The organism is Aliikangiella coralliicola, assembly GCF_007004725.1.
Lineage (GTDB): Bacteria > Pseudomonadota > Gammaproteobacteria > Enterobacterales > Kangiellaceae > Aliikangiella > Aliikangiella coralliicola.
In genome coordinates this window covers 455,147-478,589 of record NZ_ML660163.1, presented here as the reverse complement: position 1 = coordinate 478,589, position 23,443 = coordinate 455,147, and the positions used below count along the sequence as shown (strand labels likewise).

Below are 23,443 nucleotides of genomic sequence, written 5' to 3'. Positions count from 1 at the left end.
ATTTATTGATTATTTTTAGGTTTTCGGTAACGTCGGTTCTTAGTACGTCGATTCGGTTTATCGCCTGAGCGTTTATTTCTAGGTTGTTTCGACAACAGGTTTACCATTTGACTTTTTTTACTGTCATCAGAATCTTGAAACTCGGTCCACCAATTGGCAATTTCAGATAACTGTTGATCGTTTCCTGCGCGCAGACACAAAAAGTCATATGCGGCTCTGAATCGCGGATGTTGTATCAGGCTGTCAATGTTACGCTTACGTCGATTACTCAGTCGGGGTTGCAGGCCCCATATTTCTCGCACAACCATTGAAAAGCGTTTAGGAATTGCAATCGTTTGCCGCTGTTTTTCGAGAATTTTATTGGCAGCTTTTTGACTCGCCTCATAAGGAGCCATGCCTTTTCTGATGAGCTGTTGAGTGTGTAACTGTAAAGGATGCCATAAAAAAACTGCGAATAGAAAAGCCGGCGTTACCGGCATTTTCTGTGCAATGCGATTATCTGTGCTTTTCAATGCTGCATCAATAAACAGTCTAAAGCTACCATCGCTATCTTGGTTGAGTGCGTTAGTCGTTGCTTTAAAAAGGTGTGGTGCGACGTCGAAGTCGACCAATTGCTCCCAGGTTTTTCGGGCATGACCGGCAAGAAAAAGTTTACTACTCTCATCCCACAGGCGAGCAGGAGAAACGTGCTCTAACATTTCTGACAACTCGGCAATTGGCTCGGCCGTACTTGGTTCAATAGAAAGATCGAGCTTTGCGGATAGTCGAATTGCCCGCAATATTCTGACCGGATCTTCGCGATATCGAGTGACGGCATCACCAATGAGTCTGAGTTGCTTTTTGTCCAGATCATCCATACCGCCCACATAATCGATTAAAGTATAATCTTGCGCGGAATAGTAAATAGCGTTTACGGTAAAGTCTCTTCGAAACGCATCTTCTTCAAGATTCCCGTAAACATTGTCTCTAACCAGTAGCCCTTGAGCGTTGGTTTTAGCATGAGCGTGGTGTGATTCTTCGTGGCCGGCCCTGAAGGTTGCTACTTCGATAATTTCGCGCCCAAATAATATATGTGCCAATCTGAAGCGACGACCGATTAAACGGCAGTTTTTAAATAGTTTGAGCACTTCCTCAGGTGTTGCATCCGTTGCAATATCGAAATCCTTTGGCGACAAATCCAGCAGCATATCTCTAACGCCGCCGCCGACCAGATAGGCTTGGTAGCCTGCGTTATTCAATCGGTGTAAAACCTTTACCGCGTTTTTGCTCATTTTTCCGCGAGAGACTGAATGCTGTTCTCTTGGAATAATTTCCGGCTCGTGTGTCTCTTGACTATTTTTACCGTTAAAAATTCGCCGCCAAATTTTTGTGATCATTAACTGGAGTAATCCCTGACGCTTATAAGTTATTCAGGAAAGCTGCGACACTGCGGATACCGCGTCCGGTAGCACCGGCTGACCATAAACTATTGGCCGAACTCTTGTAGCATGCGGCTAAATCTAGATGTATCCATCCACTTTCAGGTGACGGTAGAAAACGAGATAGGAAACCTGCTGCATTGCTCGCTCCACCAGCTCCGCCGCCTGGTATTGGTTTGCTATTGGCGGTATCTGCGAATTCAGAAGGGCAATTTTTCTGATGAGCCGGGGTCAAGGGAAGACGCCATACTGGGTCAAATTCAGATTCTGCCATAGAGGAAAATTGCGCTGCCAGTTCGTCATTCATGCAAAATAGCGCGTTATAATCTTCGCCCACTGCAACGATTGCTGCGCCGGTTAGCGTTGCTGCATCAATAATGATAGGCGCGCCCGTTGCACTAGCATCAATTAAACCATCCGCTAACACTAATCTGCCCTCAGCGTCTGTGTTGACGATTTCAACAGAAACACCGTTTCGATAGTCGAAAATATCAGACAGTCTGACAGCGTCACCGCTCACCATGTTTTCTGCGCAGCAGAGAAATAACTGCACTCGCTTTTTCAAGCCGTTCATAATGGCCAGTGCTAAAGAAGCCGCGACTGTCGCTGCTCCGCCCATGTCACATTTCATATGCAACATACCAGTGGAAGACTTTAAACTGTAGCCGCCACTGTCGAACGTGATTCCTTTACCAACTAACGCAGCAGCGGGAGGGGAGTCGGAACAATCTTTGGGACAAAAGTCCAGCGCGAGTAATGCCGGTGGCTTATCGCTACCCTTGCCGACACCGTGTATCCCAACATAGCCTTTATCTTTTAATTCTTCACCACTGATAATCTGGTAACTGACAAGGTCGGGGGCAAGCTGGCTGATAAATTCTCCCGCTTGCGTTGCAAGGCCGACAGGTGCCAAATCTTCAGGTGACTCATTAATGATTTTTCTAGCCCAGGAGTAAGCAGAAATCCGGTTTTGCAAAACGTCTTTTTCCTGCGCCGGGAGCTCAGCGAAATCTATTTTAAGTTGGCTTTTAGGGCTGTAAGACCCTAGCCAGAAATGCCACTGTGATTCCAAAGACCAATCACCAACCAGGTTTACAGCAGGTATTTTCATTGCTTGGAGAGTTCGAGCGCATTTTTGTATTTTTTGTAGTGCAGATTGTGATTCAACTAAATCTGGCATATGAATCGTTGCGCCGGCTTCATTAAATGATAAGTCATTATTTTGGCCCCACGATTCACCAATTGGCGCTGAGGATAATAAAACCTGTAAAGTTTGGCTCATTTAATTTTCCCTTGTTAGTGACTATTCTTGTTGCGTTAGCCTATTAAAACACACGCAAGTTGTTATTAGTTAATGATTTATTGGTCGAGAAAGTGACCAAGTTTACCGTGCTTGGTTGATAGATAGTCTTCATTATGCGGATTTCGGCCGTATTGTAATGGAACTCGCTCAACAACATCGATATTGGCTTCCTGAAGTGCCTCTACTTTACGTGGATTATTTGTCATTAATTTCACTTTAGAAACGTTCAGAGATGTTAGAATTTCTGCCGCAACCTCAAAACTTCGATGGTCTGCTTGAAATCCCAGGTTGATATTGGCTTCAACGGTATCTTGTCCTTCGTCTTGTAATGCATAGGCGCGAATTTTATTCACTAGCCCAATGCCTCGTCCTTCCTGGCGCAAATAGACGATCATTCCTCGCCCAACTTCAGATATTTTCTTCATTGCAGCTTCCAGTTGCGGTCCACAGTCGCAGCGTAAGCTCGAAAAGGCGTCACCTGTTAAGCATTCTGAGTGAATTCTTATTAAAAGCGGTTCTTCTTGATCGAGTTCTCCCATGGCCAAAGCAACATGTTCTTTTCCATCACATGATTTTTCCAGGGCATAAATGGTGAAATGGCCCCATTTTGTAGGGAGCTTTGCGTGTACTGTTGATTTTTTACTCATGTTTTGCGGTCTGCTTCGCTAGCGTAAATCGCCGTCTGGTTACTACATCTGTGTCTATTTTAGCTTATCTATCAAAGGATTAATATGCGTTAAAAATAATCGCTGTCGATTCATTCAATATTGTGGCTCAGAAAAAAATCTAATTGTTAAAAATTGTACGATCAATTCAATTTATCGATTCAGGCAGGTACAATGCGACTTCTGAGCTTAATTTCTCCACCGGGATACTGAAACAGGGATACATTGGTGAAGCATTTGTTACGGCTATTGTTTTGTTATAGTTTAATTTTATTGGTGTCTGGATGCGCCTCATTGCTGCGAGATTCTACTTCCAAAGAAGATTCGGGCAAAGTGATTGTCACTGATTTGGACGACACGCCAGTGCTGGAAGCAAGCACTCAAATTAGCCCTGAATTGCTTAAGGAAGAACTTGATTTAATTCGAGAGCATATATTAACCATTCATCCTCAGCCATTTGCGCGCTGGTCAAAAGCAGAATTTGAAACTCATATTCGTCAATTGAAAAAGCAACTTAACTATCCGCTCTCGCGGGGCGAGTTTTTTCTACGTGTTGCTCCCTTATTAGCAAATATGCATGATGTCCATAGTTACGTTAACTTACCAAAAGATCAATTTGGAGATTTTCGCAGACGAGGGGAGAAACTGTTTCCTCTGGCGGTTATTTTGCATCAGAAAAAAATATTCGTTGCTTCAGATTTGTCTGCAGAACCTATGGTGCCTAATGGCGCTGAAATTATTTCTATTAATCAGGCCCCAGTGTCTTATTTACTAGATAAAATGCGCTCGTTAACTGTTAATGAAACTCCGACAGGCCAGAATCGCCGTATTCAGATGGATTTTACCTGGTTATTATCAGCCATGGGTTATGCGCGTGATACCTACCGAGTTCAATATCTCTGGCAAGATCAGCCGTTTGAGCTTGAGTTAGCTGGGCTAAAACTTCCAAAAAGCTTGTCAAATGGCGAATCACCGGTTTCTTTTTATGGGTATTCCAAGTTAACGCCGAATACTTCGTTGTTCTGGTTAAACGATTTTAACGAAAACCCCGAAGTGTTTGAGGCTTATCTTGACGAAAAGTTTACCCAAATGCATGAACAAGGCATTAAAAACCTGATCCTTGATTTGCGCTACAACAGTGGCGGTTTGTCGGAAAACTTGAAAGCTTTGTTGTCTAGACTGACCCATAAGCCCATCCACTGGGCTGAGCGCGGTGTCATCAAAATTAGTGAAAGCCTCAAGAAAAACCACCTGACGAAAACCCGTCAGCGAAGAGAGGACAAATACTCCTGGGGACTCCAGTGGCTGCCGTTTGAGTGGACTGACAGTTTACAACACTCTATCTGGTGGTCTGAACCGGGTGAAGTTATCAACCTTGAGCTTAATGCAATTGAACCTAACTCCAGCAAGAACCTTTCAGGTGTGTGGGTACTTACTAATGGTTATTGCTACTCCGCCTGCAGCTTTTTCGTGGCAAGCGTTAACCACCATCAGCTAGGCAAAACACTAGGCGAGAAACCTGGTAGTTTGGCGAAATTTCAGTTTGCTTATCCGGTCAACATTGAACTGCCCCATAGTGGTTTGACCTTAACGCTACCAACAATGCGCCTGGATTTTACCAAAACCAACCTGCCTGATTTAATCATGCCGCAAGAGCAAATTCGCAGAACTCAAGAAGATATTGCCTCTCGTCGCGACCCAGTTTTGAACCGAGCATTACGGGACGCAGAAAGCGTGAATAAACAAAAGTTCTAACAACTAGTAATTTTTCCCATATCATTGTTATTTAATTTACGATAATCTCTATTTGAGATTTTTGTTGGTTGGCTTAGGTTAATTAGGCAGCGAAGCATAAAAGGCGCTACACTTAAAAGGGTGTCTTTAAGCGAGTTTATTGGTGTTTTATACGGTCAAGGAGACGAAAGATATTATGGCAAAGTGGGTGACAGAACAGCTCGAAGAGTTACTTCATCAAATTAATGAAGTTCCATTTACTGATGATCGAGACAGAAAACAATTATCTATTTTGATGAATGGTTTTGCCAGGCTAAACAATGCTGCGATGGAAAAGGCTGCGACTAAAACTCGTTCTCAAATGCGAGGTTGGAGTCTGGATGGAGCAGTTGAGGCTGAAGCTGAGAAGAAGAAATCCAAAAAAGAAGACTCTACTGCCGATGAATTGACTCGGTTGCGTCCAATTCGGTAGTTTTGAGCCATACGCTAGCGCTTGTATTGGTTTTATTGCTGGTACAAGGGCGCTATTGTCCGATCTCTATAGTGAGCCTACTTTCCCCGTTCCCCTCAAGTAGATTTCCTTTTAATCATTAATTCAATATACCACCCTGAAAACAGACTGACTCTGTGGGCAATTGATGCAGACTAACTGGTGTTTAGGTTTTAACCAGTGGTATAATCCGCGCCCTGATTTTTCGTGGAATCAGTCTGTTTGTCACTTTAAACCACCGGAAATTACGATTGAGCATGACCAAAAAGCTGTACATTAAAACCTGGGGCTGCCAGATGAACGAATATGATTCATCTCGTATGGCCGATCTATTGAACAAAACTCATCAACTGGAGCTAACCAATGAGCCTGAAGAGGCTGATGTTCTGGTTTTGAATACTTGTTCCATTCGAGAAAAGGCGCAAGAAAAGGTATTTTCACAGCTGGGCCAATGGAAAAACTTTAAGCAGAGCAAGCCTGACCTGCTGATCGCTGTTGGTGGTTGTGTTGCCAGCCAGGAAGGAAAAGTGATTCGCCAAAGAGCGCCATACGTTGATATGGTGTTTGGGCCTCAGACTTTGCACCGATTGCCCAACATGATTAATGAAGTTTCCCAGGAAAAATCACCAGTTATTGATATTACCTTTCCTGAAATCGAAAAGTTTGATGTTTTGCCTGAACAGCAAGTGGAAGGTGTCACTGCTTTTGTTTCAATCATGGAAGGATGTAGTAAATACTGCTCTTTTTGTGTGGTTCCGTATACCCGAGGGGAAGAGGTAAGTCGACCATTCGACGATATCATTGCCGATGTGGTCGGCCTTGCTGAAAAAGGCGTCAGAGAAGTGAATTTGCTGGGGCAAAATGTTAACGCTTATCGTGGAAAAACACACGATGGCGGGCACGCAGACCTCGCCGATCTCATTGAATTGGTCGCCGCGATAGAAGGTATCGACAGAATTCGATTCACCACGTCACACCCGGTAGAATTTTCTCAGAGACTAATTGATGTTTACGCCAAAGTCCCCGAATTAGTCAGTCATTTGCATTTGCCGGTTCAAAGCGGGTCTGATCGCGTTTTAAATATGATGAAACGAGGCCATACAGTACTCGAATACAAATCTAAGATCCGAAAACTTAAAGCAATTCGTCCGAATATCAGCATGTCATCTGATTTCATCATCGGTTTTCCTGGAGAAACTGACCAAGATTTTCGCAACACTATGGATTTAATCGCGGACATTGATTTTGATTTAAGCTTTAGTTTTATCTACAGCCAAAGACCAGGTACACCTGCATCAGATTTGGTTGACGACACGCCAATGGAAACTAAAAAAGAGCGTTTGGCTTTACTGCAACAACGGCTTAATCAACAGGGCCTGGCCCATGCTCGACGTATGCTGAACACGACTCAGAGAATTTTAGTCGAAGGCCCTTCAAAGAAAGATCCGATGCAACTGTGTGGAAGAACAGAAAATAATCGAATTGTTAATTTTGACGGACAACCAAAAATGATTGGCCAATTTGTTGATGTGGTGATTACTGAAGTGTTGCCTAATTCAATGCGTGGAGTTTTAGCTAACTAAGGAAAGCGGAAAATCATTGATGGTAACCAAGGAATTTATTCTCGACCCCTATGACAATCAGTATCTGGCGATTCTGAGTGGACACCTTGACGAAAATTTTCGTCTATTGGAAAAACGTCTCGGTGTAGAAATTAATAATCGTGCTAATGTTTTTAAAATTATTGGCGAGGATGCACACGTAGAGGCCGCGCTGGAAATTATCCAACAACTTTATCAGGAAATTGAAGATAACCGTTGTTTAACCACTGAAAAACTTCACTTGATTGTTCAGGCAGGTTGTCAAAAGCTCTCAGATAGCATTAGTGAGAAGCCATCAGACATTGTTATCACGACCAAAAAAGGATTGATTCGACCGCGGGGAATTAATCAACAAACTTATGTTGAAAATATTCTCTCCAGTGATGTGACTTTTGGTGTCGGACCTGCCGGAACGGGTAAAACCTATCTTGCTGTGGCGGCGGCAGTCGATGCGCTTGAGCGTCAGGAAATCAGACGAATTTTATTGACTCGCCCGGCGGTAGAAGCAGGTGAAAAGCTCGGTTTTTTGCCTGGCGATTTGAATCAGAAAGTTGATCCTTATTTGCGACCACTATATGACGCATTATATGAAATGCTCGGGTTTGAGCGCGTAGCCAAATTGATTGAGCGTAATGTGATTGAAGTGGCCCCGCTAGCCTATATGCGAGGACGCACCCTGAACGACGCATTTATTATTATGGACGAAAGTCAGAATACGACCATCGAGCAAATGAAAATGTTTTTAACCAGAATAGGGTTTAATTCAAAAGCGGTGATAACCGGCGATATCACTCAAATTGATTTACCTCGTGGAAAAACCTCTGGGTTGAGACAAGCTATCGATATTTTGAGTAATGTTAAAGGTGTGAAGTTTTCCTTTTTTCAATCTGCCGATGTGGTGCGACATCCTGTTGTTCAGAGGATTGTCCGTGCCTATGAGGCTAATGATGAGCTTGCTCAAAAAAAGCCGCAAAATCGTAATGAAAGATTTGAGCTAAACGACGAAAATACTTTTGAATCACAAGACGATAAAACCCAAGATGCGGGTCAGGCGTGAGTCTATGATTGTCGAGGTTGATATTCAAAATCCGCAGCAATTTCAGAACATTCCTGCACAAGATGAAGTTGTTAAGTGGATTCAGTCCGCTTTAGAGCACGCCAAATATGCTGCAGAAAGGGCTGAAGTGACACTTCGCATTGTCGATGAGTCTGAAAGCGAACATTTAAATCACACCTACCGTAATAAAGCCAAACCAACCAATATTCTTTCTTTTCCGTTCGAAGCTCCGCCAGAAGTACCGCTCGATCTACTCGGTGATCTGGTTGTGTGCAACGAAGTGGTGAAACTGGAAGCGACTGAGCAAAATAAATCAATCAAAGATCATTGGGCTCATATGTTAATTCATGGCACATTGCATTTGTTAGGCTTTGATCATATTGATCCCAATGAAGCAGATGAAATGGAGTCGCTGGAAGTTTCGATTTTAGCGTCTCTTGGAATTGCTGATCCCTATAATTGAGCTAATCAATTCATCAAAAATCATTTTAACTTATTCAAATAACTATCTATTGAGAAAGCCGTTGAATTCTCTTATCCAAATCTCAGGCTAATTTATTTTTAGTTGTCGAGTTACTCTAAATCTCAACAACCGAAAAAATGGTAAAATTCCGATGTTATTAGCTTGAATATTCACTCTCAACATTGGCCTGAGTTTGGTTAATTCCACGATGGTTTGTTTGTCATTATTAGCGGCTTATTCACTGCCTTCTGTTTAGAATTGTTGCTAAAAATGCATAAAATTCGGCGTTATTTGCTAACATCGTTTTAACCGTTCGATTAATATCCAGCCCTAATTCTCTTATATCTTATTAGTATATGCAGCCATTCCTCTAGCTTGCAATTGGGCGATAACTGTTTTATAAACGAAGTGCTTCGAGAATCTAAGTAGTATCCGGGCAAAATAAAAATAACCTAATCTAATCAAAGGATATAGAGACATGGCTAACAACTTCAGAAAAAGAAGCTTAATCTTGGCAATGGGGCTCGCGCTTAGTTCGACGCCTTTATATGCTGCTGAGGAAGAGCAAGACGATGATGGCGAGGAAGAAGCTCAAACGATGGTAATTGTAGGGTCTCGAGCTGCTCCACGTTCAATTGGAGATTCTCCTGTACCAGTTGATGTTATTTCAGCGGATGAGATGGCAAAAAATGGCTCGACCGATATGACCTCCCTGTTGGCAGCGGTCGCGCCTTCATTTAATGTTAACGAACAACCTATCAGTGACGCTGGAACCATTACCAGACCTGCTAACTTACGTGGACTTCCACCAGATAACACACTTGTACTGGTTAACGGCAAACGCCGTCACCGTTCTGCTGTCATTACTTTCCTTGGTGGTGGTATTGCTGACGGCTCTCAAGGGCCTGACGTCTCTGTCATTCCTGCAATGGCATTAAAACAGGTAGAAATACTTCGTGATGGTGCATCTGCTCAATATGGTTCAGACGCAATCGCAGGTGTACTTAACTTTGTACTAAAAGATAATAGTAGTGGCGGAGAGTTTGAAGCCCGTTGGGGTGAATATGCTGAAGGAGACGGCGATACGGCTGTTTTTTCTGGAAACCTCGGTCTTCCATTGAGCGAGCGGGGTTTTGCAAATTTTACCTTTGAACTAAAAGATGCTGAGGCAACCAGCCGCAGTGTACAGCGTGGCGATGCTGCAACGCTGATTGCGGCCGGAAATACCAATGTTGCTGATCCTGCCCAAATTTGGGGTTCTCCAGAAGTAAAAGACGATATTAAATTTTTCGGGAATTTCGGACTTGATTTAGGTAACAACAAAGAAGCCTATATGTTCGGAAACTACGCCGAAAGAACTGTCGACGGTGGTTTTTTCTTCCGTAATCCAAATACTCGACCTGGCGTCTTTGCTGGTATATACAGGGATGTTAACGGCACGATAATGCTGCGTCCTGATCCAGAAGTAGATGCCGCTGGAGCTGCTGCCTGGGACAATGCAACACCGACTTTGCTTGTTGGTTCACTTGCCGGCGCAGACCAACAGATCAACTGTCCTTTAGTTGAAATAGTAAACAATGTACCCGATCCTGCTGCGCTAGCATCTCTTCCCGGCGCTAACTGTTTTGCATTCAATTCAATGTTCCCTGGCGGTTTTACGCCCAGGTTTGGTGGTCAGGTAGTTGATACTTCCATTGTATTAGGGACTAAAGGTGAGTTTGAAAGCGGTATGTTATACGATCTGAGTTTCAGTGTAGGTCGTAACGCAGTTGATTTTACCATTCGTAACACGGTTAACGCTTCTCTGGGACCAAATACACCAACCTCATTTGAGCCTGGAAGCTATATTCAATTAGAAAAAGCGCTAAACTATGACATTTCTAAAGAAATAGAAACTGATGTGGTTGAATTGCTAACATTTTCTGCTGGTGTTGAGTGGCGAGAAGATTCCTTTGAAATCAAGCCGGGCGACTTGAAGTCATTCGAAGTTGGTATTTTGGGCTTCGATCCGGCGGCTAACAATGGAAATGGCGCAACTCAAGGATTCGGCATCGGTTCAAACGGATTCCCAGGTTTTAAACCCGAAGCCGCAGGCGTGTTTAGTCGCAGTAACGTTGGTGTTTATATTGATTTAGAAACCTACGTTAATGACGCACTTATGATTGATTTTGCTGTTAGATACGAAGATTTCAGTGATTTTGGTAATACCACTGACTGGAAATTATCGGGCCACTTTCAAGCCAGCGATGAATTCGCGTTCCGTGGTTCTGTCTCGACAGGATTTCGAGCGCCGACTGTTGGTCAATCTAACGTAATTAACGTATCAACACAGTTTACCAACGGTGCACTCGCTGATCAGGCGACCTTACCGCCGACTAACCCGATTTCAGTTCAAAAAGGTGGTAAAGCATTAACACCAGAAGAATCTGAAAGTTTCACGATTGGTGCTGTTTGGGAACATGAAGACTTGTTTGTTACGATTGACTTGTTCCAGATTGAAGTGACTGATCGAATTGCTCAAACGTCTACTTTACTGTTAACACAAGATGATATTACGGCGTTGTTAGCACAAGGTATCAACGATGCGACCAGTTTTACTGGAATCAGATACTTCACCAATGACTTCGATACCACAACACAGGGTATAGATATAGTTATCAGCTATTCGTGGGATGGTTTCGGTGGTGACAATGACTTAAACTTTGCGATAAACCACACATCAACAGAGGTTGATTCTCGTAATCCTGACATTATCGACGATACAAGAGTTAGACAATTGGAAGAGAATGTTCCGGAAGATCGAGCAACAATTACTTACAATCACTCTCAGGATAACTGGGATCTTTTAGCCCGCTTAAATTACTACGGCGAATATTTCGAGCCACACCTCGATGATCCGACGTTACCGATTGATGCTGGCTCTGCAGTGACAGTAGATGCTGAATTTGGTTTTAATGCTAATGAAAGTCTTCGTCTTGCGATAGGTGCTAAAAACCTGTTTGACGAAGAGCCTGACCTAAACCCTTGGGCAACAGTTGTTGGTTCTCAGTTTCCACCAACCTCTCCAATGGGATTCAACGGACGCTTCCTATATCTAAAAGCCAACTATTCTTTCTAGAGTTCAGGCAATTAGATATTTCTTAAGAAACTGGCGCATTATGCGCCAGTTTTTGTTTTCATTGAGTTTTACTTCAGACGTTGACAAATCCCTTCCAAACTCCCCGGTTCCTTTGCTACAATTCTGTTGTTTGTAGCCACAAGAGCAAAGTTCTCAATGAGCGATGATAAACCTCCCTCGAGGAGTTGGTTCGAGAAAATAGTTTATCTTTTTCAAGATACCCCACAAGACAGAGAGCAACTGGTCGAAATTTTGAAAGTTGCTGAAGAAAATGCCCTAATCAATCCAGAACTTCTTTCAATGATGCTTGGTGTCATGCACATATCCGAGCTTCAAGCGCGAGATATTATGATCCCTCGTCCTGAAATGGTGGTGATTGACGAAGAAATGGACTTTTCATCGATGTTATCCACTGTAGTAGAGTCTGGCCACTCGCGGTTTCCAGTTATTGGCGATAATCGTGACGATATTGAAGGGATTTTATTAGCCAAAGACCTGCTTCACTTTTCCTCTCAATCAGAAGCGGATCCTGTCAGCAGATTCAACTTAAAGGATTATTTACGTCCTGCCGTTATCATTCCAGAAAGTAAGCGCCTCGACACACTATTGAAAGAATTTCGCGCTAATCGCAATCATATGGCAATTGTTGTCGATGAATATGGTGGTGTAGCTGGTTTGGTGACTATCGAAGATGTGTTAGAGCAAATTGTGGGTGAAATCGAAGATGAGTTTGATATCGACGATGAAGAAGACAATATCCATAAAATTGCTGACAATCGATATAACGTCAAAGCTCGAACCGAGATTGAAGAGTTCAATGAATATTTCAGTTGCGAGCTAAGTAACGAAGAGTATGACACGATTGGCGGTATTTTAATGCAAGCTTTCGGGCATATGCCTGCAAGAGGTGAATCGATTACGATTGATAATCTTAAGTTTGAAATCGTTTCGGCTGACACTCGAAGAATAAAACTTTTGCGTATTAGTTTTGTCGAAAGTCAGAGTCTGGCTAAAGTCAGCGAATAATCTAATCCGAAATACTACAAATAAGATCACAACAGAAAAGATCACTAAAAATAAGATCAACAAAAATAAGGTTACTTAGCGTTGCTTACATTAATTCAGTCCTGGCTAGACTGGTGTTTTAAAACGCCGCTGAAAAGCCGAATTAGTTTGTTTTTAAGTGGTGCGCTTTTCCCACTAGCATTTGCGCCAGTGAATTTGTGGCCGCTGATTTTTGTTTCATTTTTCTTTTTTGTTACGGCTTTAATTCGTTCAGTCCCGCTATCACCATTTAAAATCGGTTATTACTGGGGGCTTGGCTGTTTTCTCGTTGGCGTTAGTTGGGTTTATGTCAGCATTCATGAGTTCGGCTATGTTCCAGTGCTAGGCGCTGCGTCATTAACGCTGCTATTTGTCGTTTTCTGGGCGTTTTTTAAGGGCGTTTTCAGTTATTTAGTTATTAAAACGATCCAAATGTCATCACGCTCAATGGTGATATTAATTGCGCCTACGCTATGGGTTCTAAGTGAGTTTTTACAATCGAGTATATTTAGCGGTTTCCCCTGGTTACTGGCAGGATACAGTCAGATCGACTCACCGCTTTCTTCATTGGCGACCTGGTTTGGCGTATATGGTCTTAGTTGGTTTGTTGTTGCTATTGCAGCAGCGATTGTTTGTGGGCTAACTCGGCCCGAAGGGCGTTTGTATTGGGGAGTCGCGGCGACGCTAATGGGGGTTGCGCTAATTGCCAGAGTAACGCTAACCGATACGGCGGCGATTAAACAACAAACAGCGTTGAATGAGAAAAACTCGTTAGATGTTGCGTTAGTTCAACCGAATATTGCGCAGGAGAAAAAGTGGGACAGGCGTTACTTTGCCGAAATTATCGAGATTCTTTTTCAAGAATCTGAACAGCTGTGGTCTGCAGATCTGGTTGTTTGGCCTGAGGGAGCAATTCCCGCCTATGCGCATCAAGTGAGGGATATTACCTACGATCTCCAACAAAGAGCGATTCAAAACAATTCTCACCTGATTCTCGGTATTCCTGAGTATGATCAAGCGAGAGAACTTAGTTTTGTAGCATTGAAGTCATTTGGTGAGCAATCACAAACCTACCACAAGCAAGTGCTCGTTCCTTTCGGTGAGTATGTTCCTTTGGAAAAATGGTTACGTGGCTTGATTAAGTTTTTGGATTTGCCAATGAGCGGATTTACGCCGGCAGATGTGCCTCAAGTTCCCATGCAGTTTGACAATTTTACTGTGATACCTGCAATTTGTTATGAAATTGCTTACCCGGAAATTATCCGCGAATTATCTGCTGTTAATCAGTCTGCAAACAAAGCGAGCCCTCAGCTTATCGTGACGGTTAGCAATGAAGCATGGTTTGGAGAATCACTGGGACCCTATCAGCATATGCAGATGGCCAGAATGCGGTCGCTTGAATTGGGGATCCCCCTGGTTCGTTCTACCAATGATGGCATTACCGCAGTTGTTGATGCCAGGGGAACATTAATAAAGCAGCTTCCTCGGTATCAACAGAGTAGCCTACGCATGTCGGTTCCCATGACTAATTTTGCTACTTATTATCGACGTTGGGGGCTTGCTGGAGTTTATACCCTGTTGGCGATTTCCAGCGTTTTTATTGTTTTATCAGTCTGGTATCGAAAAACTAAGGGTTCGTGATAGCTATAAGTTAAAGCTATAGATTCTTCCCAATATTTGCCGTTTGCAACGCCGTTTATCTCGTCTCTAAAATCAGGAAGCCACTCTTTTAATAGGGGGGATTTCGTCGCTGATAAGACTATCGATTGTAATAAGGTGCCTGAGCCAATTGTCGCTGTGGGACCGCTTATAGAGCTGAATCAATATAAAATGACAGTATAAAATCGGCTATTTTGATGTCTGATGTCGTTGCTCATTTTGCCCATAGATGACTATGCGCTGCAATGAGCGCCTAATCAGCCACCAAAATCTCTCGATTTTCCTAATGTCATTTTATATTGATTCAGCTCTAGTTTGCAGTGCAATATTCCGTGGATGTCCAAAGTAAAAAAAATCATAAGAAAAAATCACTTTTATAATCACAAATCAATTAAACAGAGTATACTTAAAAGACACAAGTTAAAGAACAATAGTTAATAAAAGTTGAATAAAATCAACTGTTTCTGATTGATTTATGTTAGGTTGAGATAAGTTAACCCGTTATTCGCTGTAATCTTGACTTATATCACTGGGACGGCTTGCTATTTTTTAGAAAGTCTTTTAAAAAGGCATAGCGATAAGAGAATCTGGGAAGGGGAATGTTAGAGAACTATTTACCTATACTTGTATTCATTGTGATCGGGCTGGGCTTTGGTACGTTTCTGGAGCTGGTAGGTTTCTTCGCCGCTCCACGAAAAGACGTTGAAGACAAGCTACTTCCGTTTGAATGCGGTTTCGATGCTTTTGAAGATGCACGTCACAAGTTTGACGTTCGTTTTTATCTGGTTGCTATCCTATTTATTATTTTCGACCTTGAAGTCGCTTTCCTGTTTCCCTGGGGGGTTGTTTTCCAAGAACTGAGTTGGTTTGCCATTGGCGCTATGGGCGTATTTCTTGGCTTGCTGGTTGTCGGTTTTATTTATGAATGGAAAAAAGGGGCGTTAGAATGGGAGTAGAAAGCACTATCACGATGAATGGTCAAAATGCGCAAACCCAAAAGCGAGATAATATCGAATCGTCTAACATCAAACTTCCAACGGAAGCGCCGGGCGCGCAACCACAGCAGGCCGGCAAAGGCTATCTGGTTACAAGCGTTGACACATTAGTCAACTGGGCGAGAACCGGCTCTATGTGGCCAATGACTTTCGGTCTGGCTTGTTGCGCGGTTGAAATGATGCAGGCAGGTGCCTCTCGCTATGATTTTGACCGTTTTGGCGTTGTTTTCAGACCGAGTCCTCGTCAATCGGACGTAATGATTGTGGCCGGCACACTCACCAATAAAATGGCACCGGCATTAAGGCGAGTTTATGATCAGATGCCAGAACCTAAATGGGTTATTTCTATGGGGTCCTGTGCTAACGGTGGCGGTTATTACCACTATTCTTATGCAGTTGTCAGAGGATGTGATCGGGTCGTTCCCGTTGATATTTATGTCCCTGGCTGCCCGCCAACTGCTGAAGCGCTGATTTACGGCGTCATTCAACTTCAGAACAAAATTAAACGTACCAATACGATTGCGCGACAGGTTTAGGGAACCTCAAATGACCGAAAAATTATTACAAGCGGTTGAAAAGCATCTAGAGGATAAAGTTCTTTCAACCAGGCAATATCTTGATGAAATCACTGTTGAAGTCAGTAAAGAAAATTTGTTGTTGGTTTTATCTACATTAAGCGATCACGATGATTTCCAGTTTGAACAACTCATTGATCTTTGTGGAGTCGATTACCTTACCTATGGCCAGGACGAATGGTCAACCAGCGAAGCAACAAGCAGCGGATTTGAACGTGGAAGAGAATCTATCCAGCCTTCGCAGACCTGGGATAAACCACGTTATGCGGTGGTTTATCACTTACTATCAGTCACTTTGAATCACCGCATTAGAGTTCGTGTATTTGTTGAAGAAGATATGATGATTCCGAGTGTTGTCGAAATTTGGAACGGCGCAAACTGGTTTGAGCGCGAAGCATTTGACTTGTTCGGCATCCTGTTTGAAGGGCACCCCGACTTAAGAAGAATTTTGACAGACTATGGTTTTATCGGTCACCCATTTCGAAAAGATTTTCCAGTTATCGGTGAATTGGAAATGCGATACGACGAAGAACAAAAACAATGTATTTATGAACCAGTAACAATAGAAGAAAGAGTTTCTGTGCCAAAAGTTATTCGTAAGGAAACAACTGGACCGGTAAATTAGTTACTCAAACTTTATTCTTAATTAAGAAAAATTTGTCAAAGCCGCTAACTTCGGTATGCGTTAGGCTGAGCAAAAACTAAGGCCAGGAATTGGCGGCTTACCACAGAAAAAATAAAATGATAAAAATCTGAGCGTGTATTAATAAAAGCGTGTTTTAAAACAGACCCTAAGAAAATATAGAATTAAAATATGGCTGAAATTGAACATTACACATTAAACTTTGGGCCTCAACATCCTGCCGCGCATGGTGTCTTGCGGATGATTCTCGAAATGGATGGCGAAACCATCGAGCGCGCTGATCCTCATATCGGGTTATTACATCGCGCCACTGAGAAATTGGCCGAAATCAAACCCTATAACCACAGCATTGGTTATATGGACCGTCTCGATTATGTGTCAATGATGTGTAATGAACACGCTTACGTTCTGGCAATAGAAAAATTGTTAGGCGTTGAAGTGCCGAAACGTGCGCAATATATCAGAGTCTTGTTTGCCGAGGTTACTCGTATACTCAATCATTTGATGTGGTTGGGCGCACATGGTTTAGATGTTGGCGCGATGACCATGTTCCTGTACTGCTTTCGAGATCGCGAACCCTTGATGGATGCTTACGAAGCCGTTTCCGGCACACGCATGCATGCGACTTATTATCGTCCGGGTGGCGTTTATCGTGACTTACCCGAAGTTATGCCTCAGTATGAAAAATCTCCCTGGCGCAATGAAAAAAAGTTAAAAGAATTAAACGCGAACCGACAGGGCTCGTTGTTGGATTTTTTGTGGGACTTTAGTGAGAATTTTGATGCTAGTGTTGACGAGTATGAGTCATTGCTGACAGAAAATAGAATCTGGAAACAACGCCTGGTTGGTATTGGTGTTGTATCTCCTGAGCGAGCTTTTCAACTGGGACTCACCGGGCCAATGCTGAGAGGATCGGGAGTCGCCTGGGATTTGAGAAAAATGCAGCCTTATGAAGTGTATGCCGACCTGGATTTTGATATTCCAGTTGGCAGAAATGGCGATAGCTACGACCGTTACCTGGTTCGTGTTGAAGAAATGCGTCAATCAAACAAGATTATTCGTCAGTGCATTGAGTGGCTGCAAAACAATCCTGGCCCGGTCATGATCGATGATCACAAAATCGCGCCGCCCAAACGCGCCGATGTTAAGAATGATATGGAATCGTTAATTCATCATTTTAAATTATTTACTGAAGGCTACTGTGTGCCTGAAGGCGAAGCCTATGCATCGGTTGAACACCCCAAAGGAGAATTTGGTATTTATCTTCTTTCAGATGGAGCGAATAAACCTTATCGACTGAAAATAAGAGCGCCTGGGTTTGCTCATATTTCAGCGATGGATGAATTAACTAAAGGGCATATGCTGGCTGATGTGGTGGCGATTATTGGTACTATGGATATTGTTTTTGGGGAGATCGATCGCTAATGACTGACTTTAATTACGACCAGACTCGCCACCTCAAAAAATTAATTCCGGCAGAAGAAATTACGGCAATTGATAACTGGATAAAAAAATATCCACCGGAGCGTAAACGCCCACCAATTATCGCTGCGTTGAAAGTGGTGCAAGATCACAATGGAAACTATCTAACTGAAGAAATGATGCAGGCGGTTGCAGAATATCTGGACGTTCCTCATGTTGCAGTTTACGAAGTCGCAACTTTTTATTCGATGTTCCATTTAGATAAAGTGGGTAGGCACGTTATTTCGGTTTGCAACAATATTTCATGCTCGCTGCGCGGCGCTGACAAGGTTATTGAACACTTACAAAATCGGCTCAATATTAAAGTTGGTGAAACCACAGAAGATGGACTTTATACGATCAAAACCGTTGAGTGTATGGCAGCTTGTGGCGGGGCTCCGATGCTTGAAGTTGACAAAGTTTATCATGAGAATTTAACTGAAGAAAAAATCGATCAAATCCTTTCTGATATTGCGGCGGTGGAATTAACACAAAATAGTTCAAGCAAGCAACATGAAAACGACGCTGATTCCAGCAACGAATTTTCCGGGGAGGCGCAGGACTAAACATGACCAATGAAGTTTGTTTTAGAACGCTCCACCTGGATACTCCCTGGTCACTAGAAGCTTATGAAAGCGTCGGTGGCTATAGTATGTTAAAACGTATTGCTGCCGGCGATCTTTGTCACGACACTATCATTGATGAACTAAAGCTTTCGGCTTTGCGAGGTCGCGGTGGTGCGGGCTTTCCGACTGGCTTGAAGTGGAGTTTTATGCCGCGCAATATGCCGGGTCAAAAATATGTTGTTTGTAATTCCGATGAAGGAGAGCCTGGGACATTTAAGGATAGAGATATTCTGCGTTATAACCCGCATCAATTAATCGAAGGTATGATTATCGCTGGCTATGTGATGAACGCCACTGTCGGTTACAACTATATGCGCGGCGAGTTTTACGAGCCCTTTGAGAGAATGGAAGCGGCAATCGCGGAAGCAAAAGAAAAGCAGTACCTGGGAGAAAATATTTTAGGGTCCGATATTAATTTTGAGCTACACAATCATATGGGCGCAGGTGCCTATATTTGTGGTGAAGAAACTGCCCTGATTGAATCGCTTGAAGGTAAAAAAGGACAACCTCGATTTAAACCGCCCTTCCCAGCAAACTATGGTGTTTTTGGTCGCCCCACTAATGTTAATAACACTGAAAGTTATGCATCTGTACCGGCCATTTTGCAACACGGCGGGCAATGGTTTCTCGATCTCGGAAAACCGAATAATGGCGGAACAAAAATTTTCTCTGTATCAGGACACGTTAATAACCCGGGCAATTTTGAAGTTAACATGGGATTACCATTTGCCGATTTGTTAGAAATGGCAGGGGGAGTTTTAGGTGGTAAAAAGTTAAAAGCCGTTATTCCGGGTGGTTCCTCATCGCCAATTTTGCCGGCGGAAGTGATGATGGAATTGACCATGGATTATGATTCGATTGGTAAAGCCGGTTCGATGTTGGGGTCGGGGGCGGTTATGGTGCTTGATGAAACCACCTGCATTGTTCAATTGGCTGCGGTAACGGCTCACTTTTATTATGAAGAATCTTGTGGTCAATGTTCTCCATGCCGTGAAGGAACTGGCTGGATGTCTCGAGTGATCCATCGCATATTAAAAGGCGAGGGAAGAGCAGAGGATATTGATAATCTGGATCGAGTGGCTGGAAATATTATGGGCCGTACTATTTGTGCATTAGGCGATGCCGCGGCAATGCCAATCCAGGGTTTTTTAAAGCATTACCGGCATGAATTTGAATATATGATTGAACATAAACGGAGCATGGTTGAAGCTTAATTTGTCATGCGCGAATATGTAATTGTCTTTTATGAATGGTAGACGGAAAGCCAGTTAACCAAAAAACAGTTTAACGATAAACAACCTAACGGTATACAAAAAGTCGAACACTATGGGTAAAGTGCATCTGGAAATCGATGGCAATAAGTTAGAAGCCGAAGTGGGCTCAATGATTATTGAGGTTGCGGATAAAGTTGGAATTGATATTCCACGTTTTTGTTACCACAAAAAACTGTCTGTCGCTGCTAATTGTCGTATGTGTATGGTTGATGTTAGTAATATACCTAAAGCCGTGCCTGCTTGTGCTACGCCGGTGGCTGAGGGAATGATTATTCAAACTAAGACGCCAAAGGCTATTGATGCACAAAAGTCAGTGATGGAGTTTTTATTAATTAATCATCCGCTTGATTGTCCTGTTTGCGATCAAGGTGGGGAATGTGAGTTACAAGATTTATCGGTTGGTTATGGTGAAGATATCAGCCGTTTTACCGAAGGCAAAAGAGTTGTTGAAGATAAAAATCTCGGGCCGTTAATAGCCACGGATATGACTCGGTGCATTCATTGCACTCGTTGTGTTCGATTTGGACAGGAAGTGGTCGGCATTCGTGAAATGGGTGCTACTGGTCGTGGGGAACATGTTGAGATTGGCACCTATATTGAGGGGGCTATCGAGTCAGAAGTTTCCGCCAACATTATCGATCTTTGTCCCGTAGGAGCGCTAACCGCCAAACCTTCATTGTTCAAAGCCCGCGCCTGGGAATTGAGACAGTCAGCGTCAATTGCGGCTCATGATTGTTTAGGATCGAATGTTTATGTTCATCATCGTGGGCGTGAGATTATTCGGGTTGTACCGAGAGAAAATGAATCAATCAACGAAGTATGGCTTTCCGATCGAGATCGTTTTTCTTACCAGGCACTCACGGACAGCGAACGCCTGTTAAAGCCGCGGATAAAACAAAATGGTGAATGGCAAGACACCGAGTGGGAAACTGCGCTCAACGCCGTTGTGAGCGAAATGAAACGAATCATCGGGGCTTCGAACGGCGAAGATTTCGGCGTTCTGGTTGGTAATAATATTACTACCGAAGAAAGTTACCTGGCACAAAAATTTATTCGCGGTGTTGGCTGTAATAACATCGATTTTCGAGTTCGACGGCGAGACTTTTCAGGAGATGGTCGTGGGAGCGTTAGGTCGGGATTTAATTTCCCGATGGAAAAAATCGATCACATGGATGCCACATTGTTAATTGCCGCAGACTTGCGTCATGAGCAACCACTCACTTCTCTCAGAGTTAGAAAGTCCACTGGTTTTGGGAAAGTGATGGCGATCAATCCTTTTGATGGCGAATATAACTTTCGACTGACCCAGGAGTTACAGCCTGAGGCCAAGATGCTCGCACAAGAATTTGCTGCGGTTTTGGTGGCGGCGGACGCAATAAATCCTGATGTGTTGAGTGCTGAGGCCAAAGAGTGGCTAAACGGAATTGAAGCCAACGACACTCATCAACAGATTGCAAAAAACCTGGTTGATAACGAAGCATCTTGCATTTTAATGGGGGTTTATGTTCAAGAACACCCACAAGCAGAAATTATTAATTGGCTGGCAGAATCTTTGGCCAGTGTCACTCAGTCTGATTGGGGATACATGACTTTAGGATGCAACGCAGCAGGCAACAAAATTGCGGGCGCAGTGCCTATGCAGTCGGCTGCCGGAGGTAAATCTGAACCTGGAAAAAATGCAAAACAAATGCTGACCTCGGGTTTAAAAAGCTATTTCCTGATTAATTGTGAACCTGATGTGGAAAGTGTCTGGTCTAAACAAGCGCTGCAGAATTTACAAAATGCTGAGTGTGTCATAGCGTTAACGCCATTTGCTGACGGTCGGGTGCCAGAGTATGCCGATATTATGTTACCGATCGCTGGATGCTACGAAACCTCAGGAACTTACATTAATGTGGAAGGAAAGTGGCAATCTTTTGCTGCGTCTGTTTCGGCGCCGGGAGATGCGCGTCCTGGTTGGAAAGTGCTGCGTGTTTTGGCCAACTTATTTGAACTGAGCGGGTTTGATTATGAGTCGTCAAAGCAAGTCATTGATGAATTGCACGAAAAGTTTGAAGCCGTAGGGGATATACGCGTTGCTAGAAAAGTGCCACCACCACTTATGCAAGTCAGTGAACAAGAGGCCAGCCGCGAGTGTTTAGGTTTGTACATGGTCGACCCCATGGTAAGAAGGGCTAAAGCGCTTCAACAGACACCCAAAGCTTCAACGCATCCTATCAGTATTTCGAGAGTAAAAACCATATGACGGAATCTGAATTTATGTTTAGCGATTTGATGGTCTGGGCAGAGACGGCGTTCTGGATCTTGCTGAAAATTGTAGCGATTTTAATCCCGCTAATTTTAGCTGTTGCTTACACGACTTATGCAGAACGAAAGATTATTGGTTATATGCAACTCCGCTTAGGCCCGAACAGAGTTGGCCCAAAAGGTTGGCTGCAACCAATCGCTGATACCGTTAAGTTGATCATGAAAGAAATTGTGGTGCCGCGCGGTGCGAGTAAAACTTTGTTTGTGATGGCACCGATTCTTTTTATTGGCCCATCGTTTGCGGCTTGGGCTGTTGTTCCGTTTGACGCTGGTGTTGTTCTGGCCGACGTGAATGCCGGACTGCTTTATATTTTGGCAATGACTTCAATTGGTGTTTACGGCGTCATCATCGCCGGTTGGGCATCGAATTCAAAATATGCATTTTTAGGCGCAATGCGAAGCGCTGCACAAATTGTTTCTTATGAATTAGCCATGGGATTTGCGTTGGTTGGTGTATTGATGTGTTCGCAAAGCATGAACCTTGGAGAAATTGTCCTTTCGCAGTCAGGAGGAATTTTCCAATGGTTCTGGATTCCGTTATTCCCGCTTTTAGTGGTTTATTGGATATCAGGTGTCGCTGAAACTAATCGTGCACCGTTCGATATGGCCGAAGGCGAATCAGAAATCGTTGCGGGGTTTCATGTTGAATATGGCGGTATGGCCTTTTCGTTATTTTTCCTCGCTGAATATGCCAATATGATTTTGATTTCGTTTCTGACTGCCTTGCTCTTTTTTGGTGGTTGGTTATCGCCATTTGAAGGCTACGGCATGCTGGATGAGATGACCGCATGGATACCCGGGACTATCTGGTTATTGATAAAAGCATCTATTTTCTTATTTGGCTTACTTTGGATCCGAGCGACGTTTCCTCGGTTTCGATACGATCAGATTATGCGCTTGGGTTGGAAAGTATTTATCCCGGTTACGCTCGTTTGGTTACCAGTTGTTGCGATCTGGATAAAGTCCAACGTGTGGCCTTTTAATTAATAATGATTTTTCAGGTGAAGATT

Annotated in this window: 19 protein-coding genes; 16 read left to right on the top strand and 3 right to left on the bottom strand. The window is 43.3% G+C overall.

The window, feature by feature from the left end; all coding sequences use genetic code 11:
• Positions 1–2: 2 nt before the first annotated feature.
• The 3 genes from pcnB to ribA form a co-directional block, all read right to left on the bottom strand.
• Positions 3–1,376: a polynucleotide adenylyltransferase PcnB gene (gene pcnB, locus FLL46_RS10720; RefSeq protein WP_142893506.1), complete on the bottom strand. Its 1,374-nt coding sequence runs from the start codon at positions 1,374–1,376 to the stop codon at positions 3–5.
• A 22-nt stretch (positions 1,377–1,398) separates the two neighbouring features.
• On the bottom strand, positions 1,399–2,700 hold the full coding sequence (gene pepB / locus FLL46_RS10715; RefSeq protein WP_142893505.1) for an aminopeptidase PepB: 1,302 nt from the start codon (positions 2,698–2,700) through the stop codon (positions 1,399–1,401).
• A gap of 77 nt (positions 2,701–2,777) precedes the next feature.
• Positions 2,778–3,368, bottom strand: coding sequence for a GTP cyclohydrolase II (ribA, locus tag FLL46_RS10710; protein WP_142893504.1), 591 nt, complete (start codon positions 3,366–3,368; stop codon positions 2,778–2,780).
• A gap of 246 nt (positions 3,369–3,614) precedes the next feature.
• Between ribA and FLL46_RS10705 the strand changes: the two genes are divergently transcribed.
• From FLL46_RS10705 to nuoH, 16 genes are all read left to right on the top strand, one after another.
• Positions 3,615–5,141, top strand: coding sequence for a S41 family peptidase (locus tag FLL46_RS10705; protein WP_142893503.1), 1,527 nt, complete (start codon positions 3,615–3,617; stop codon positions 5,139–5,141).
• Between the two features lie 175 nt (positions 5,142–5,316).
• Positions 5,317–5,592, top strand: a complete 276-nt coding sequence (locus FLL46_RS10700) for a hypothetical protein (RefSeq protein WP_142893502.1) — start codon at positions 5,317–5,319, stop codon at positions 5,590–5,592.
• A gap of 275 nt (positions 5,593–5,867) precedes the next feature.
• Positions 5,868–7,193: a tRNA (N6-isopentenyl adenosine(37)-C2)-methylthiotransferase MiaB gene (miaB, locus tag FLL46_RS10695; protein WP_142893501.1), complete on the top strand. Its 1,326-nt coding sequence runs from the start codon at positions 5,868–5,870 to the stop codon at positions 7,191–7,193.
• 19 nt (positions 7,194–7,212) lie between these two features.
• Positions 7,213–8,268, top strand: coding sequence for a PhoH family protein (locus FLL46_RS10690; RefSeq protein WP_142893500.1), 1,056 nt, complete (start codon positions 7,213–7,215; stop codon positions 8,266–8,268).
• 4 nt (positions 8,269–8,272) lie between these two features.
• Positions 8,273–8,731 (top strand): rRNA maturation RNase YbeY, encoded by a 459-nt coding sequence (gene ybeY, locus FLL46_RS10685; protein ID WP_210418664.1) that lies wholly within the window; start codon positions 8,273–8,275, stop codon positions 8,729–8,731.
• 478 nt (positions 8,732–9,209) lie between these two features.
• Positions 9,210–11,849, top strand: coding sequence for a TonB-dependent receptor plug domain-containing protein (locus FLL46_RS10680; protein ID WP_142893499.1), 2,640 nt, complete (start codon positions 9,210–9,212; stop codon positions 11,847–11,849).
• Positions 11,850–12,005: 156 nt separating this feature from the next.
• Positions 12,006–12,875 (top strand): CorC family transporter, encoded by an 870-nt coding sequence (locus FLL46_RS10675; RefSeq protein ID WP_142893498.1) that lies wholly within the window; start codon positions 12,006–12,008, stop codon positions 12,873–12,875.
• Positions 12,876–12,956: 81 nt separating this feature from the next.
• Positions 12,957–14,534, top strand: a complete 1,578-nt coding sequence (gene lnt / locus FLL46_RS10670) for an apolipoprotein N-acyltransferase (protein ID WP_142893497.1) — start codon at positions 12,957–12,959, stop codon at positions 14,532–14,534.
• Between the two features lie 617 nt (positions 14,535–15,151).
• The gene (gene ndhC, locus FLL46_RS10665) at positions 15,152–15,508 is read left to right on the top strand and encodes an NADH-quinone oxidoreductase subunit A (RefSeq protein ID WP_142893496.1); all 357 of its coding nucleotides are present in this window, start codon (positions 15,152–15,154) and stop codon (positions 15,506–15,508) included.
• Positions 15,499–16,083: a NuoB/complex I 20 kDa subunit family protein gene (locus FLL46_RS10660; protein ID WP_246119297.1), complete on the top strand. Its 585-nt coding sequence runs from the start codon at positions 15,499–15,501 to the stop codon at positions 16,081–16,083. The genes ndhC and FLL46_RS10660 overlap by 10 nt, the downstream gene beginning before the upstream one ends.
• A gap of 10 nt (positions 16,084–16,093) precedes the next feature.
• Positions 16,094–16,747: an NADH-quinone oxidoreductase subunit C gene (locus FLL46_RS10655; RefSeq protein ID WP_142893495.1), complete on the top strand. Its 654-nt coding sequence runs from the start codon at positions 16,094–16,096 to the stop codon at positions 16,745–16,747.
• Between the two features lie 189 nt (positions 16,748–16,936).
• A complete protein-coding gene (locus tag FLL46_RS10650) occupies positions 16,937–18,190 on the top strand; it encodes an NADH-quinone oxidoreductase subunit D (protein ID WP_142893494.1) in 1,254 nt (417 codons plus the stop codon).
• A complete protein-coding gene (nuoE, locus tag FLL46_RS10645) occupies positions 18,190–18,792 on the top strand; it encodes an NADH-quinone oxidoreductase subunit NuoE (protein WP_142893493.1) in 603 nt (200 codons plus the stop codon). Before FLL46_RS10650 ends, nuoE begins: the two co-directional genes overlap by 1 nt.
• 2 nt (positions 18,793–18,794) lie before the next feature.
• On the top strand, positions 18,795–20,066 hold the full coding sequence (nuoF, locus tag FLL46_RS10640; protein WP_142893492.1) for an NADH-quinone oxidoreductase subunit NuoF: 1,272 nt from the start codon (positions 18,795–18,797) through the stop codon (positions 20,064–20,066).
• Positions 20,067–20,178: 112 nt separating this feature from the next.
• Positions 20,179–22,371 carry an NADH-quinone oxidoreductase subunit NuoG gene (gene nuoG, locus FLL46_RS10635; RefSeq protein WP_142893491.1) on the top strand — a complete coding sequence of 731 codons (2,193 nt, stop codon included), beginning with the start codon at positions 20,179–20,181 and terminating at the stop codon, positions 22,369–22,371.
• The gene (nuoH, locus tag FLL46_RS10630; RefSeq protein ID WP_210418663.1) at positions 22,368–23,420 is read left to right on the top strand and encodes an NADH-quinone oxidoreductase subunit NuoH; all 1,053 of its coding nucleotides are present in this window, start codon (positions 22,368–22,370) and stop codon (positions 23,418–23,420) included. The genes nuoG and nuoH overlap by 4 nt, the downstream gene beginning before the upstream one ends.
• Positions 23,421–23,443: the final 23 nt, after the last annotated feature.

What these genes read in the sequence shown, in the direction of transcription:
- pcnB (WP_142893506.1), bottom strand. Translation starts at nt 1,376, where the DNA reads ATGATCACAAAAATTTGGCGGCGAATTTTTAACGGTAAAAATAGTCAA.
- pepB (WP_142893505.1), bottom strand. Translation starts at nt 2,700, where the DNA reads ATGAGCCAAACTTTACAGGTTTTATTATCCTCAGCGCCAATTGGTGAA.
- ribA (WP_142893504.1), bottom strand. Translation starts at nt 3,368, where the DNA reads ATGAGTAAAAAATCAACAGTACACGCAAAGCTCCCTACAAAATGGGGC.
- FLL46_RS10700 (WP_142893502.1), top strand. Translation starts at nt 5,317, where the DNA reads ATGGCAAAGTGGGTGACAGAACAGCTCGAAGAGTTACTTCATCAAATT.
- miaB (WP_142893501.1), top strand. Translation starts at nt 5,868, where the DNA reads ATGACCAAAAAGCTGTACATTAAAACCTGGGGCTGCCAGATGAACGAA.
- FLL46_RS10690 (WP_142893500.1), top strand. Translation starts at nt 7,213, where the DNA reads ATGGTAACCAAGGAATTTATTCTCGACCCCTATGACAATCAGTATCTG.
- ybeY (WP_210418664.1), top strand. Translation starts at nt 8,273, where the DNA reads ATGATTGTCGAGGTTGATATTCAAAATCCGCAGCAATTTCAGAACATT.
- FLL46_RS10680 (WP_142893499.1), top strand. Translation starts at nt 9,210, where the DNA reads ATGGCTAACAACTTCAGAAAAAGAAGCTTAATCTTGGCAATGGGGCTC.
- FLL46_RS10675 (WP_142893498.1), top strand. Translation starts at nt 12,006, where the DNA reads ATGAGCGATGATAAACCTCCCTCGAGGAGTTGGTTCGAGAAAATAGTT.
- ndhC (WP_142893496.1), top strand. Translation starts at nt 15,152, where the DNA reads ATGTTAGAGAACTATTTACCTATACTTGTATTCATTGTGATCGGGCTG.
- FLL46_RS10660 (WP_246119297.1), top strand. Translation starts at nt 15,499, where the DNA reads ATGGGAGTAGAAAGCACTATCACGATGAATGGTCAAAATGCGCAAACC.
- FLL46_RS10655 (WP_142893495.1), top strand. Translation starts at nt 16,094, where the DNA reads ATGACCGAAAAATTATTACAAGCGGTTGAAAAGCATCTAGAGGATAAA.
- FLL46_RS10650 (WP_142893494.1), top strand. Translation starts at nt 16,937, where the DNA reads ATGGCTGAAATTGAACATTACACATTAAACTTTGGGCCTCAACATCCT.
- nuoE (WP_142893493.1), top strand. Translation starts at nt 18,190, where the DNA reads ATGACTGACTTTAATTACGACCAGACTCGCCACCTCAAAAAATTAATT.
- nuoF (WP_142893492.1), top strand. Translation starts at nt 18,795, where the DNA reads ATGACCAATGAAGTTTGTTTTAGAACGCTCCACCTGGATACTCCCTGG.
- nuoG (WP_142893491.1), top strand. Translation starts at nt 20,179, where the DNA reads ATGGGTAAAGTGCATCTGGAAATCGATGGCAATAAGTTAGAAGCCGAA.
- nuoH (WP_210418663.1), top strand. Translation starts at nt 22,368, where the DNA reads ATGACGGAATCTGAATTTATGTTTAGCGATTTGATGGTCTGGGCAGAG.